The organism is Dactylosporangium thailandense (assembly GCF_059739745.1).
The window spans coordinates 4,799,892-4,813,704 of sequence record NZ_AP029195.1; the positions used below are offsets into that span (position 1 = coordinate 4,799,892).

A 13,813-nucleotide genomic window follows, 5' to 3' on the forward strand; every position below is an offset into this window, starting at 1 on the left:
CAAACGCGGGGTTCGAAGTGGCGATCAGCGGATCTCGACGTCCTTGCGCGAACGTCCCAAGGCCCCCTCTGGGCCCTCACCACGCACCTGACGCAGAAAGTTGAACTCGTCCGGCTGGAAGTGAATGTTGCTCAGCGAGGCGCCGACGACCGTGGTCGCCGCGAACGAGAGCCCGATACCAAGCTTCTCCAGCGAGGCGAAGACCGCGTACTTCTCCGTGACGATGCCGTCGCGCATGATCGACGCGCACGTGGCGGCCAGCTCCGACGCCCCGCGCGGGGCCGCCTCATCGACGCGATCGACCAGGCCGTAGTCGAGGGCCGTCGGCGCCGACCAGGCGACGTTGCAGTACATGAGCTCCTTGGCGCGCTTGAGGCCGACAGTGGCGAACAGCAACGACATGTCGCCGTCCACCCCGACGTTGTGCCACCGGGGAGAGCCGAAGGTCGCGTCCTCGCCGGCGACCACCAGATCCGCGCACAGCACCAAGTAGAGCCCGGTATCCCAGCACCGACCACGAGCCTCGACGATGGTCACCTTCCGGCAGTGCAGCAGCCTTTGGTACAGACCCGAGCTGCCCCACCACGCGTCGTCCAGGGCGATCAGCCGCGCCCGTTGGCTCGGGTGCTTGCGGACCGCTCCGCCGGGTGCTTCGACATACTGGCTCCAGGCCTCGGCGGGATCCCAGCCGGCACACAGGTCGTCGCCTTCACCACGAATCAGCACCACCTTCACGTCGTCGTCCTCGTCGACGTTCGCGAGATGGGCCGCGAACTGCGAAGCCATGGCACGGGTCATGAGGTTGCCCGCCGGGGACCGCCGGATGGTGACGGTGGCGATGTGGTCTTCGTGGTCCTTGCTGAGCTCGACCGTGCCCTCGCTCATGCATCCTCCTCCGCTCATGCATCCTGCTCCGTGTGACCGGACCCGACCGCCGTGCGGTGGATCGCGTAGTGGTCGGCCAGATCGAACTCCCGCCCCACCCCGTGTGCGTCGTAGACGGCCTGTTGCAGCATCTTCGACATCGTCACGCCGTCCAACGGCATACCGAGAACCGCGCCGGTCATCCGCTCCACCTCGGTCTGGAGCTGCGGCGCCGGGACAACCCGATTGACAAGCCCGATCCGCCCGGCGGTGGCGGCGTCGTAGGTGGTTCCCCGGAGCAGCCACGACTTGGCTCGATTGAGCCGGATCGTGAGTGCCGCGAGGACGAAGTTCGACTCGGGTACATCCAGGAACGGTGAGCCGAACTCGGCGTCCTCGCTCGCCACGGCGAGGTCGGTGCAGAGCAGGAGCGCGCTGCCCGCTCCGTGACACGCACCGTGCACCTCGGCGACGACGACCTTCTTGGCAAAGCAGGTCGCCTGGTACACCGCGGTCGACGCAGCGAAGGCCTGGTGCCACGTGGTGGGCGCCTCGGCCGCCGACGGGAACCCGGTCGGCACCGCCGGCGCGAAGTCTGGTCCCGTGGCACGCAGCACGATCGCCTTGACGTGATCATGGTCCGACGCCTCGATGACGGCCGCCGCAAGGTCGTCTGCGAACGCAGGATCGTGTGATGTCAGCGGGGCGAAGCTGTCCACTTCGACGTACGCGCGGCCGCCGGTTACACGAAGGTCGACCGGGCTCATGCCTTCACCCCCGCGCGAGGGTCCGCCGCGCCCTTTCGCTTCTTGTCAGCGTCGAGCGCACCACCGACGCCGACCTCCTTCGCGGTCTTCCAGAAGTCCATCTCGTCCGGACCCGGTTGCAGGAAGTGCGACACCAGCAGCCCGGTGATCGAGGGAACGCTGGTGTCCATCGCGCCCTCCGCGGCGCGAAGCCTCGACTTCAGGTAGAGCAGGTGGCCGGGTGGACGGGCCGCGAGGTCGGCCGCGATCGCATGGGTGGTCTCGGCGAGCCCGGCCGCCGGCGCGACCGTGTCGACAAGACCAAGACGGTGCGCCTCGGTCCCGCTCAACGGCATCGCGGTGAACCCGGTGCGCCGGGCCGCCTTCATGCCCAGGATCCGGTTGATGTGCACGCTGGCGACCGCGCCGGCCGGGCCCAGGAACCGAGCCTCGAGTGCGCCGATCCGCGCGTCCTCGGCGGCCGTCACGACGTCGACCTTGCAGGCAATCATGAAGTAGGCGGCCGCGGCGCAGTAGCCGTGCAGCTGTGCGACCGTAACCTTCGGCGAGCGCGAGATCGCCTGGCTGAATCCGAGCCGGCCCCACGCCATGTCCGCGCCGTACCGGTACCCGACCGTCAGCGTGCGACGCCGCTCGTGCGGTCGTTTCTGGCCCCACTGCTCGTTGATCTCGTTGCCGCTGCAGAACGACTTGCCGTTGCCGCGGATCACGACGACGCGCACCTGCGGGTCACCACCGGCCTGGGCCATCAGGTCGATGATGCGGTCCCGCATCGGGACGCTCATGGCATTGTGCTTCTCGGGGCGGTTGAGTGTCAGGTAAGCGATGCCGGAGGCTGCATCGACTTCGTACAGCACCTGCCCGGCCGCGGCCGCGATGCTCTCTGGAGTTCCGTACCTCACGCCTTGCCCACCTCTTCCGCTACGTGCGCGACCTGGGCCTGCTCGACCACACCCTGGGCCACCAGTCCATCGATTCGATCGGGGGAAATACCGAGGTCCTTGAGCACACCGGTGGTATCGGCGCCGAGCTCCGGGGTCCAGCCGCCGACCCTTGCGGGGGTCCCGCTGAGCAGGAACGGGCTGCCGACCGTACGGATCGTCCCCCATGTCGCGTCCGGTTGCTCGACGACGAAGCCGTTCGCCAGGACGTCAGGATCGCGGGCGGCCTCGACGAACGTGTTGACCGGGGCTACGGGTACGCCGTTGTCCCGCATCCGTTCGACCCACGCGTCCCGGTCTGCGGTCAGGAAGGTCGCCTCGAGGATGGGCTCGAGGATGTCGCGATGCTGCTCACGGATCCGGCTCTTGGCGAATCGCGGGTCGTCGCGCAGGTCGAGCCGGTCGAGGGCCGTGGTCAGCCCGTTCCACACCTTCTGATCCGTGGCGCCGATGACGACCCAGCGGTCGTCCTTGCAGCGGAAGGCGCCCGAGGTCGACGTCACTCGGCCCTGGGTCCGCTTCACTTCGTCGCCGTGCAGCGCGATGGTGACCTCGGCCGTGTGCATGGCCAGGCAGGATCCGACGAGCGAGCCGTCGACTCGCTGGCCACGTCCGGTCCTCTCCTTGGCGAGCAGGGCGGTCAGGATGCCCATGGCCAGGAAGACCGCGCCGGCCGAGTCGGCCATTCCGCGACTGGCCAGTCGCGGTGCCCCGTCCGGGGTACGCACGAAGTCCGACAGGCCCGAGACGGCCTGGGCGACCATGTCGAACATGGGCTCGTTGCTGCGCGGGCCCAGTGGGCCGTACCCCGACGCGGCGGCGTAGATGAGCTGCGGGTTTTCCTCGCGCAGAATGTCGTAGCCCAGGCCCAGCTTCTCCATCACGCCGAGCCGGAAGTTCTCCACGACGACATCGCACTCCCGGGCGAGGGCTTTCACGATGTCGCGACCCTCCGGGTGCGTGATGTCGACGGCGATCGACTTCTTGCCGCGGTTGAGACCCGTGAAGAAGCCCGCGTACCCGTCAGGTGCCTGGCGGAGCCGCCGGTCCCACTCACCTCCCGGCCGTTCGACCTTGATGACCTCTGCGCCGAGGTCGGCGAGAATGCGGGTCGCATACGGACCCTGCAGGAAGCGCGTCAGGTCGAGAACCTTGACTCCGTCGAGCGCGCCGGGCCGAACTTCGGGGTCGCTCATGCGTCCTCCCCCACGGTGGTCGTAACGAGCACGTCAAGCGCCTCCACGCGGCTCCCCGTGATGCGCAGCGGGTTGATTTCCAGGGTGTCCAGATCCGGCCCGACGGACAGGGCGGCCCGGCTGATCGCCACGATGGCCCCGCTCAGCGCGTCGAGGTCGGCCGGCTGAGTTCCGCGGGCGCCGCGCAGCAGTTCAGCGCCCTTGAGCTCCTCGAGCATCCGCCGCACCTCGCGGGCGCTGACCGGCAGCACCCGTAGGCTGGTGTCCTTCAGAACCTCCACCCAGATGCCTCCGAGGCCCACGGCCAGCACCGGCCCGAAGGTCGGATCCTGGGTGATCCCGACCAGCAACTCCTGGCCGGGCGCCCGCATCGGCGAGACGAGCACGCCGCGCAGGTCGGCGTCGGGAACGTTGCGCGCCACCGTTGCCATGATCGAGTCGTACGTCGTCGCCGCGGCATCGGCGCCTTCAACGCCCAGGACGACTCCGCCGACGTCGGACTTGTGCGCGATTGCCCGCGAGCAGATCTTCATCGCCACGGCGCCGCCGAGCTTCACCGCCGCGTCGGCGGCCTCGGCCGCGGATCCCACCAGGTAGGCCGGGACGATCGGGACGCCGGTGGCCTCGAGCAGGGCACGCCCCTCGTCCTCGGCCCAGGTCCGGGCCTTCGGGCCGTCGGCGACGGCGGCGGAGGGCAGTTCTTCGGTCGTGCTCACCAGCAGCGAGTTGCGTTGCTCGACCCACCGCACCACATGGCCGAGCGAGGTGACCGCGAGCTCGACGCCGGGCAGCAGGAAGAGGTTGTTCGCGGAGAGCAGTGACTGGGCGTACGGCGAGACGTCGAGGCAGGTGTTCGAAGAGAGGAAGACCGGCACCGGTGCCGCGGCCACGATCTCGCCGATGATCTTCATCCGGCTCTCGATGAACGTCGGGTCCTCCGGGCGCTCGTCCGGCAGTGGCGTCATCATCGAGAACATGAAGTCAATGCCGGCGTCGTCGACAGCGATCTCCATCAGGTCGTCCTCAGCTTTGGTCGGACGCGGTCTGGCTCGCGCGTGGCCGAAGCCGGTGGTGTCGAGCGGGTTGAGGATCGAAGCGAACTCGGGCAGGTGCACGGCGAGCTTGGACCGGGTGTCCTCCTGCCAGTCCGGCAGCGCGAGGCTGTTGAGCGAGGCGAGGTCGGCAATGATGTTGCAACCACCGCCCGAGGAGGTCACGACGCCCATGCGGCGACCTTCCGGCAGGCGCGGGCTGTAGCCGAACACCCCGGCGGTTGCGACCAGCTCCTCGACGCTCTCGACGCGGACCATGCCGGCCTGCCGGAGCGCCGCGTCCACGACGGCGTCGTTGGTGGCCATCGCGCCGGTGTGGGCCATGGCCGAGCGCATGCCTTCTTCGCTGCGGCCGGCCTTGTAGACGACGATCGGCTTGCCGGCCCGCAGCGCCTTCGCGCCAAGCTCGAAGAGGCGGTCCGGCTCGCGCACGGTCTCAAGGAACAGCGCGATGGCGCGCGTGTTCTCGTCCCCGATCAGGTAGTCCAGAACGTCGAGACTGGTCAGCACGGCCGAGTTGCCGACTGACGCCCACAGGGTCGACCCGACGCCGTGCGCCTGCGCGAACTGGTACGTCGCCCGCGCCATCGAGCCGCTCTCGAACACGGCGCCGACCGGGCCCGGCACGGGTGCGGACTGCGTGGCAACGGCCCAAGGCGCCACGCCATCCACGGCGTTGATGAACCCGATGGTGTTCGGGCCCATGACGGTCAGGTCGAGCTCGACCGCGCGCTGCGCCAGCCGGCGCTGCCGATCACGTCCGTCGGCTCCGGTCTCCCCGTAGCCGGACGCGAGGACGACGGCGTTCTTGATGCCGGCGGCGGCGGCGTCCTCGATGATCGGATCGACGCGGTTCGGGCCCACCATGATGTAGGCCATGTCGACCGGCTCGTCGAGGTCGCGCAGGGTCGGGACGGTCGGCTGCCCGAAGATCTCCTCGTACTTGGGGTGGACGAAGCGCACGTCCTTCACGCCACCACCCAGCTCGATCGCGTTGAGGAGATTCCGGGCCCAGCTGGAGCTCGGCGATGCACCCACAACCGCGATGCTGCGAGCGCCGAAGAAGCGGCGCAGCCGGCCCGGCTCGACAACCGAGCGTCGTGCTGCGTAGTCAACGGTGAGCATGAGGCGTAACTCCTCGAGCGTCAGGCAAGTTGTTTAGCATCGTGAAGTATTCTATATCTCGTGAGGTCAGGCAAGTACTGGACTCGATTTCGGCCGACGCCCCGTCCGCCGCGTCCTGTCAGAGGACAGCGCGGAACTCGGCCGGGGGAACGCATCTTGATCCCGCGGTCGCGGGCAGCGAACCCGCCCGCAGGGGGCAGCCAGGGACCGCTCCTGCAGCATCCGCAGCCGGCCATGCCGGTCCCGCGCAGGCGACCAAGTCTTCGCACACAGGGTTGAACACGTCGGGCAGGAAGCATCGGCGCTCGCCCTTGCGACCGAGGCCATCGCCAAGGGACAAGCCGAGAGGGGGCGTCAGCCGCTATCCGAAGTAGGCGGCATGGAGCTCGGCGCCCTCAAGTGAGGACGGCGTTCCCGTGGCGGCGATCCGGCCGTCGCGAAGGACGATCATCCGCTCGCAGGCGCTGGCCACCCGATCGCTGTTCTGCTCGACAACCAGCATGGAGATGCCCGCAGCCTGGAGCGACCGCAGCGATGAGTAGATCTTCTCGACCACGACGGGTGCGAGACCCAGCGACGGCTCGTCGAGCAGCAGAAGCTTGGGCCGCTGGATGATGGCGCGGGCCAAGGAGAGCATCTGCTGCTCTCCCCCGGACAGCAGACCGGCTAGCTGGGTGCGTCGCTCCGCAAGGATCGGGAAAAGCCCGTACACCAGGTCCTGCACTTCGGCGATCTGGCGTCGCACGGCGCGCCGGCTCAGCCGCATCGCGGAGATCTGCAGGTTCTCCTCGACCGTGAGCGGACGAAGCACCCGATGCCCCTCCGGCAGGATCACGATCCCCTTGCGCACGCTGGCGGCGGTCGACGACCCGTTCATCCGGGTGCCGCGGAACGAGACCTCTCCCGACCGCGGCTTGAGCCCACCGCTGAGGGCACGCATCAGGGTCGTCTTCCCGGCGCCGTTCATCCCGACCAGGCCGAGCAGCTCGCCCTCGTTGAGCGCGAAGGAAACGTCGTGCAGGACGGGCTGATGGTCGCCGTAGCCGACCGTCAGGTTGCGTACGTCGAGAAGCGGCGTGCTCATCCGGGGACCCCCAGGTAGGCGGAGATGACCTCTTGCTGCCCGAAGACCTCGTTGGGCGGGCCTTCGGCGATGACCTGGCCGTGGTCCAGGACGTAGATGCGATCACAGGCGCCGGTGATGAGCGGCAGGTTGTGGTCGACCAGGACCACGCCGAGATCGCGGGCACCGAGCGCCCGAACGGTCGCGGCGACTTCCTCGCGCTCGAACTCGGTCAGACCGGCACCAGGCTCATCGAGCAGCAGGAATGCGGGGTCGAGCATCAGGTTGCGCGCGATCTCCACCAGACGGAGCACGCCGTACGGCTGGTCTCCGGCAAGGCTGTGGGCGCGGTCGGCGAGGGCGAGGTCGGTGAGCAACGTCATCGCCCGGTCGCGGCCGGCGACCGCCTGCTTTCGAGCGGCCGGACTCAGCAACGACTGCCGGAACCACCCGACCTTGCCGATGCCGTCCCCGGCGAGCATGACGTTCTCCAGCAGTGTCAGCTCGGGGATGATCTTCGGGCTCTGGAACGTCCGGCCGATTCCCGACTGGACGAGCTTCTGCGGAGGCGTACCGAGAATCTCTTCGTCACCGAGACGGATCGAGCCGGTCGCCCGGACGTCCCCGGTGATCGCGTTCAGCAGGGTCGTCTTGCCGGCGCCGTTCGGGCCGATGAGCCCGACGACCTCACCGGTTGCGAAGGAGATCGAGACGTCGTTGACCGCCGTGTTGCCGCCGAAGGCGACCGACATGCCACGCACCTCTACGCGCAAGTCCCGATGTACGGCCTTGACCGACTCGGCGAGGTTGCGTGTCATGGTCTCGGTGAGGACGTCGCCATCTCCACCTGGATCATCCAGCTCGAGCTCACCGGTGGACTCGAACGAGTCCGGTCGCCGTCGCCGAGCAATCCACTTCATGAAGTTGTCCAGCCAGCCGGCGATGCCGCCGCGGGTAAGGACGACGAGCACCAGAATGCCCACGCCGTAGACCAGGTCCTGGGCTTGGCTGGTGGCAAGCGAGAGCTCGTCCATCAACAGGATGGCGATGACGCCGAAGACGGGACCGAGGAGATAGCCGGCGCCGCCGAGGATCGCGGCGAGCAACAGCGCGACCAGGCGGGTGAAGCTGAAGGTTTCGAGGTCGATCACCAGCTGGAAGTGGGCGAAGAGGACGCCGGCCAGCCCGGCGAGCGCACCTGAGAGCGCAAACGCAACGAGCCGGGTCGAGTCGGGTGAGACACCCACCGCGGCGAGAACGCGTGGGCCCTCGCGCAGCGCGGTCAGCTTGCGCCGCATCGCTGAGCGGTGGATGCGCAGCACGAGCTCGTACGTCAGCCACGCGAAGAAGGCGGCCAGCCAGTAGTACGACAGGAAGCCTCCGGTGAGCTCGTATCCGAACAACGTCGGCAACGGGATCGCGTAGATGCCGATCGTGCCGCCACTGAACTTCTCCCAGTTCGCCGTGACCTCGGCGAGCGCAAGCGCGAACGCCAGCGTCTGGATGGCGAGAAACAGTTCGTTGAGGCCCCTCGTCGGAACCGCCACCAGGACGGACAGTGCGGTGGTGACCGCGATCGAGATCGCCAGCGCCGGCCAGAAGGGCATCCCGAACTGGACCTCGAGGTAGACGCTGGTGAACGCACCGAGGCCGTAGGTGATGACAATCGAGAGGTTGAAGATGCCCGCGTAGCCATACACGATGTTGAACGCGGCCGTGAGGATGTAGGCGATGACGGCAGCGGTCGCCAGGTGGACGAAGTAGTCGTTGCCACTGGCGATGAGCCCGATGATCACCAGGACCAGCGGCCCGGCGACATGCTTGGCCCACGCCGAAGTCAGTGCCTGGCTCAGTCCGCCGGCCTTGTGAGAGGCGCCGCCCGCCTTGCGCCCAGTGGCCTTGTCCAGTCCGATGATGCTCATACGCGCTCTGCCGTTCCGCGGAAGGTGAACAGTCCCGTCGGCCGCACGAGCAGCACCAGGGACAGGATCACGAGGAGTGAGGTCAGGTGGTAGCCGGCAGCAATGTGCTGGTCGGTCAGCGTCATCACGAAGCCGGCCACGACGGCACCGCCCACCGCGCCGAAGAGGCTTCCGAGCCCGCCGATCACGGCACCGACGAGGCTGAGGACGAGAAGGGTCGGTGCCACGTCCACCGAGACACTGGCGATAGACGCCTGGAAGATGCCTCCGATGACCAGGCAGGCGCCCGAAACGACCCACGCGAGCAGCTCGAACCGCATCGTGCGGACGCCGTAGACCTGCGCCAGTTCGTGGTCGAACGAGACGGCCGCGAGGTTGTGCCCGATCAGCGTCCTGTCGAACAGGAACCACATCACCAGAAGGAGCAGGATCGACAAGCCGATGACCAGCAGCCGCTGCTTCGAGGTCTCGTAACTGCCGATCGAGACGGACCCACGGATCCAGGGCTGCACGATCGAGGGCTTTCCGCCGAACCAGGTCCGGGTCAAGAAGTTGAGGAGCAGGCCGAAGCCGAGCGTTGCCAGGGTGAGGCCGATGACCGGCACTCCCTTGCGCTGCGCAGGCACGATCGCGATCGCGTAGCACAGAGCGCCCAGGATGCCGCCGGCCACGATCGTGAGGATGACACCGACAGCGGCGTTGCTCGCGCCCCAGGACGCACACGCAGTGCCGGCGAAGACGCAGAAGCTCCCCGCGCCGAAGTTGACGACTCCGCTCACGCGGAACACCAGGCTGACCGCCAGGACCAGCGGAATCAGCACCGCCGCCTGCGACAAGCTGGTCACGACCAGCGAGACCATGCGCTCTCCTCGTTGCCTCAGGAGTGACCCGTTCGAAATCCTTCACATTGCTAACTTGTATGAGACTGAGGTCACACGACGCCTTCTGTCAAGGCCCTCCGCGTCGGTTGGCGTCGACCCTCGCACGATTACTTAGCATGGTGTAATGTTCGTCACCGAACCACAGAGAGGGGCCTTGCTATGACCACCGAGCCGCTGCTTCGGCTCTACCACACCGGCATCATCGTGGACAGCCTCGACAACGCGATGGCCGCCATGGGCGACGCCCTGCGCCTGGACTGGGCGCCGCCGCTGAGCTCCACCGTGCCGCTCGAATGCCCCGACGGCATCGTCGGGCGTGAGGTCCGGTTTACCTACTCGCTGCAGGGCCCGCACTTCATCGAGCTGCTCGAGCAGATCAACCCGGCTCCCTACCTCAACGTGACGGGTGGGCGGAGGGTCCACCACCTCGGCTACTACACCGATGACCTGCGCGCTGCCGCGGCGATGCTCGAGGCCAAGGGCTACCGGCGCGAGCTGAACGGCGTCGCCGAGGACGGCGGGATCGGCCGTGCGACCTTCCACTACAACCCGGAGTCGCCCGGAATGTGGATCGAGCTCGTCTCGCACGAGGTGGCCAACCAGATCGACGGCTGGATCGCCGAGGCGGCGGCCGCGAAGGGTATCGCCTACGCCTCTCCGTTCGCATGAGCGGCCCGCTGTCCGGCCTTCACGTCCTCGACCTGTCGACGTATGTCGCCGGGCCTTCGGCGACGCTGGCGCTGGCCCAACTCGGGGCGGACGTCGTGCGCGTGGATCCACTCGGCGGTGCGACCGACACCCGGCGCCTCCCGCGAAGCGTCGACGGGACGAGCCTGTACTGGGCCGGCCTGAACAAGGGCAAACGTTCCGTCGAGGCCGATCTGAGGTCGGAGTCAGGACGGGACCTGGTGCGTTCGCTCCTGGCGGCGCCCGGGAGCGGCCACGGTCTGCTGGTCACCAATGCCGTCGGGCAGGAGTGGCTCAGTTACGAGAGGCTCAAGCAGGTCCGACCCAACGTCATCGTCGCCCACATCGCCGGCCGCGGCGACGGGCGCCCGGCCGTCGACTACACGATCAACTCGGAGGTGGGCCTGCCGTGGTTGACCGGGCCGGTGGACTCAGCGCTCCCGGTCAACCACGTGCTGCCCGCGTGGGACCTTCTCACCGGCTTGCACGTGGCCTTGGCGCTCCTGGCGGCGCACGCAGAACGCGTCTCCACAGGCCGCGGCCGGCTCGTCGAGGTCAACCTCGCAGACGTCGCCGCCGCGACCATGGCCAACCTCGGCTTCGTCGCCGACGCGGTGGTGAACGGAGCGGGACGGCTCCGCGACGGCAACTATCTCTATGGCAGCTACGGGTGCGACTTCGCGACCGGTGACGGCCGGCGAGTCATGGTCGTCGCACTCACGGCTCGCCACTGGGACAAGCTGGTCCAGCTGACCGGGACGTACGACGTTCTCCAGAACCTGCAGACGACGCTCCATGTGGACTTCGGCGAGGAGGCGGCACGATTCGAGCACCGCGACCTCATCTCGGCGATCCTCGCGCCATGGTTCTCCGCCCACACCCACGCCGAGGTCGTCGCCGCGCTTGACGCCGGCCACGTGCTCTGGGGCGACTATCGCACGATCGCCGAGTTCGTGAGCGACCCGATCGTGACCGCCAACGACCTCTTCCATCAAGTCGACCAGCCGGGCGTCGGTTCCTTCCCGGTTCCGGGTCCCGTCACTCGATCGCCCGGATGGGGGCAGGGCACACCCGCTCCAGCGCCCCGGCTGGGCGCCGACAACGACGCGGTCGTCCGCGAGTGGCTGCAGGTCAAGGACGGGACGGCATGAGCACGGAGCGACTCTTCCTCAGCTTCACGTACCTGAGCGACATGTCCCGGCACGGTGAGTACAACGCATGGCACCAGCTCGACCATCTGCCGGAGAACGAGCTCCTTCCCGGCGTCGCCTGGGGGAACCGATGGGTCCGCACACCCGGCTGCGCGGCGGCCGGCCATGTCGGCGACACCGCCTTCGCGCCGGTCCAGTACGCCATCGCCTACGGCTTCCGAGCCCCGCTGGAGCCGGCGCTGCAGGCCTGGACCGACCTCAACCAGCGGGCGCTGTGGTGGGGGCGACGCCCGGAGCTGGCCTGGACCGAGCGGCGCCCGGTGGGCTTCTTCCACCCCGTCGAGGAATATTCGGCCGCACGCGTCCTCGTCGCCCCGGCTGCCATACCGCACCGGCCGCATCGGGGCGTCCACCTCACGCTGTCGCGGACTGCCGCACCCTCGGTGCCCGCCGGCGCCGCCTACTTCGCGGCCCTCGACCGCGACCTGGTCCCGGCGATCCTTGCGATTCCCGGCGTTGCGGGTGCGGCGACGTACCGGTTCGCGGAGGGTACAGGTGGGTTCGGGTCACCAGCCACGGGCGGCGAGAGCGACCTGATCGTTCGCATCCTCTACCTCGACGGCGACGTGCTGGAGACCAGCGCCCGCATCGAGGACGAACAGCCCGGCTGGATCGGGCGGGCCAGCGTGCCCGGCGATGCCGAGCACGTCCTGCTGAGTACCCCGATGCTGTCAATCCGTCCCTGGGAGTGGGACTGGTTCGACGGCCGCTAGCCGCTGATCGCTGCGGACGCGACGACTCGGCACGCAGCAGCTGACCACGACCGAGGCCGCGCAGGTGGCGGCACAGGCCAAGGCGGCCCAGGTCAGCCCGGTCATGGTTGCCTCGCCGGCCGGGCCCGCGGCCGCTCCGATCAGCGCGGCGGTGACAGCACTGCCGACGGCCCCGCCGACTGCTCGCAGGAGGATGTTGACGCTCGTGGCACTGCCCGTCTCGCCCGGCTCGACCGAGTCGACGACGAGTCCCGGCAGAATCCCGAATGTCGCCCCTGCCCCAGAGGACGTCAACACCACCGATGCCACCAGCAGCGAGAGGTGCCCGTCGACCTTGATCAGCACCAGAGGTCCCAAGGCTCCGACGACACCCCCGGACGCAAGTGCGACCCGTCGGCCCCATAGTCGCGCCACCGTCGTCGCGGTACGGCTGCTCAGGTAGTTGCAGATGGCGATCGGGATCATCACCACGCCGATCGCGCTCAGCGTGAGCCCCACCCCGAACTGCGTACTCGCGGGCGCGAGGCCGATGCGCGTGATGAGCACCGGCGTGTTGTACAGGCTCACCCCCATCAGCAGGCCTGTGAGATGCGCCGCGAGCACGTTGCGCCGGGTGAACAGACGCAGCTCCACCAGCGGGTGGGCCACCCGGAGCTCGAGCCGGATCCACAAGAGCAGCAGGACGAGGGCGAGCGCTCCGAGGACCAGCACGCTGGCACTGGTCCAGCCCCAGGAGTTGCCCTGGCTGATCGCGAGCAGTGCGGACGCCGTGGCGGCGATCAGGACAACCGCGCCGCGCACATCCAGCTGAGAGACGCGGTCCACCGGTACCGTCGCCGGCAACCCGGCGGCGACGGCCAGCGTGACGAGCAGCGCAAGTACCGCGGCACCGCCGTAGGCCGCGCGCAGGCCGAAATGGTCCGCCGTGAAGGTCGTGACCGGGTAGGCCGCCCCGGCACCGAGGGCGGTGGTGATGGACAGCAGCGCCACCAGCCGCACGGTCGCCGTACCGGTGACCAGGTCCCGGGCACAGGCGATGGTCATTGCGACCAGTGCCACCGCGATGCCTTGCAGCGCCCGGCCGGCGAGGAAGATCCCGAAGTGTGTCCCGAAGGCGGAGACCGCACATCCGAGCGTGACCAGTGCGCAGACCACCAGCATCGCCGGCCGGCGGCGGCGCCCGTCCGCCAGCCGGCCGAGCAGGGGCGTCAGCGTGGCACCTACGAGCAGGGTGATCGTGTACGACCACTGGGATGCCTCGGTACCGACGCCGAAGGTCTCTTGCACCTGCGGAACCAACGGGGCGCCGAGGGTGACCACCGCTGCCGACACGAGGGCGGTGCACACCAGGAGCGCCGATAATGCCCGCCCGCGCACTCCTGGCCGCAACG

12 protein-coding genes are annotated in these 13,813 nt (G+C 68.6%); 3 read left to right on the forward strand and 9 right to left on the reverse strand.

Translation table 11 applies throughout. The annotated features are described in order from the left end of the window. Positions 1 to 24 precede the first annotated feature (24 nt). From AC6JBM_RS20810 to AC6JBM_RS20845, 8 genes are all read right to left on the reverse strand, one after another. Entirely contained in the window at positions 25 to 885 is an 861-nt protein-coding gene (locus AC6JBM_RS20810; protein ID WP_497985232.1) for an enoyl-CoA hydratase/isomerase family protein, read from the reverse strand. A 14-nt stretch (positions 886 to 899) separates the two neighbouring features. Further along, on the reverse strand, positions 900 to 1,631 hold the full coding sequence (locus AC6JBM_RS20815) for an enoyl-CoA hydratase/isomerase family protein (RefSeq protein ID WP_497985233.1): 732 nt from the start codon (positions 1,629 to 1,631) through the stop codon (positions 900 to 902). Further along, positions 1,628 to 2,533, reverse strand: coding sequence for an enoyl-CoA hydratase/isomerase family protein (locus AC6JBM_RS20820; RefSeq protein WP_497985234.1), 906 nt, complete (start codon positions 2,531 to 2,533; stop codon positions 1,628 to 1,630). The genes AC6JBM_RS20815 and AC6JBM_RS20820 overlap by 4 nt, the downstream gene beginning before the upstream one ends. After that, positions 2,530 to 3,768, reverse strand: coding sequence for a CaiB/BaiF CoA transferase family protein (locus tag AC6JBM_RS20825; RefSeq protein ID WP_497985235.1), 1,239 nt, complete (start codon positions 3,766 to 3,768; stop codon positions 2,530 to 2,532). Before AC6JBM_RS20825 ends, AC6JBM_RS20820 begins: the two co-directional genes overlap by 4 nt. Beyond that, a complete protein-coding gene (locus AC6JBM_RS20830) occupies positions 3,765 to 5,945 on the reverse strand; it encodes an acetate--CoA ligase family protein (protein WP_497985236.1) in 2,181 nt (726 codons plus the stop codon). Before AC6JBM_RS20830 ends, AC6JBM_RS20825 begins: the two co-directional genes overlap by 4 nt. A gap of 361 nt (positions 5,946 to 6,306) precedes the next feature. Next, a complete protein-coding gene (locus tag AC6JBM_RS20835) occupies positions 6,307 to 7,029 on the reverse strand; it encodes an ABC transporter ATP-binding protein (RefSeq protein ID WP_497985237.1) in 723 nt (240 codons plus the stop codon). After that, positions 7,026 to 8,930: a branched-chain amino acid ABC transporter ATP-binding protein/permease gene (locus AC6JBM_RS20840; protein WP_497985238.1), complete on the reverse strand. Its 1,905-nt coding sequence runs from the start codon at positions 8,928 to 8,930 to the stop codon at positions 7,026 to 7,028. Before AC6JBM_RS20840 ends, AC6JBM_RS20835 begins: the two co-directional genes overlap by 4 nt. After that, positions 8,927 to 9,790, reverse strand: a complete 864-nt coding sequence (locus AC6JBM_RS20845; protein ID WP_497985239.1) for a branched-chain amino acid ABC transporter permease — start codon at positions 9,788 to 9,790, stop codon at positions 8,927 to 8,929. The genes AC6JBM_RS20840 and AC6JBM_RS20845 overlap by 4 nt, the downstream gene beginning before the upstream one ends. Before the next feature lie 180 nt (positions 9,791 to 9,970). On the opposite strand from AC6JBM_RS20845, the gene AC6JBM_RS20850 reads away from it, so the two are divergent. From AC6JBM_RS20850 to AC6JBM_RS20860, 3 genes are read left to right on the forward strand one after another with little or no spacing between them, the layout of a single operon-like run. Beyond that, the gene (locus tag AC6JBM_RS20850) at positions 9,971 to 10,480 is read left to right on the forward strand and encodes a VOC family protein (RefSeq protein WP_350624582.1); all 510 of its coding nucleotides are present in this window, start codon (positions 9,971 to 9,973) and stop codon (positions 10,478 to 10,480) included. Then, positions 10,477 to 11,649 carry a CoA transferase gene (locus AC6JBM_RS20855; protein ID WP_497985240.1) on the forward strand — a complete coding sequence of 391 codons (1,173 nt, stop codon included), beginning with the start codon at positions 10,477 to 10,479 and terminating at the stop codon, positions 11,647 to 11,649. Before AC6JBM_RS20850 ends, AC6JBM_RS20855 begins: the two co-directional genes overlap by 4 nt. After that, positions 11,646 to 12,422, forward strand: coding sequence for a hypothetical protein (locus AC6JBM_RS20860; RefSeq protein ID WP_497985241.1), 777 nt, complete (start codon positions 11,646 to 11,648; stop codon positions 12,420 to 12,422). The genes AC6JBM_RS20855 and AC6JBM_RS20860 overlap by 4 nt, the downstream gene beginning before the upstream one ends. Here AC6JBM_RS20860 and AC6JBM_RS20865 read toward each other — a convergent pair. Continuing rightward, the gene (locus tag AC6JBM_RS20865) at positions 12,381 to 13,769 is read right to left on the reverse strand and encodes an MFS transporter (RefSeq protein ID WP_497985242.1); all 1,389 of its coding nucleotides are present in this window, start codon (positions 13,767 to 13,769) and stop codon (positions 12,381 to 12,383) included. The two genes, AC6JBM_RS20860 and AC6JBM_RS20865, sit on opposite strands and share 42 nt — an antisense overlap. Positions 13,770 to 13,813: the final 44 nt, after the last annotated feature.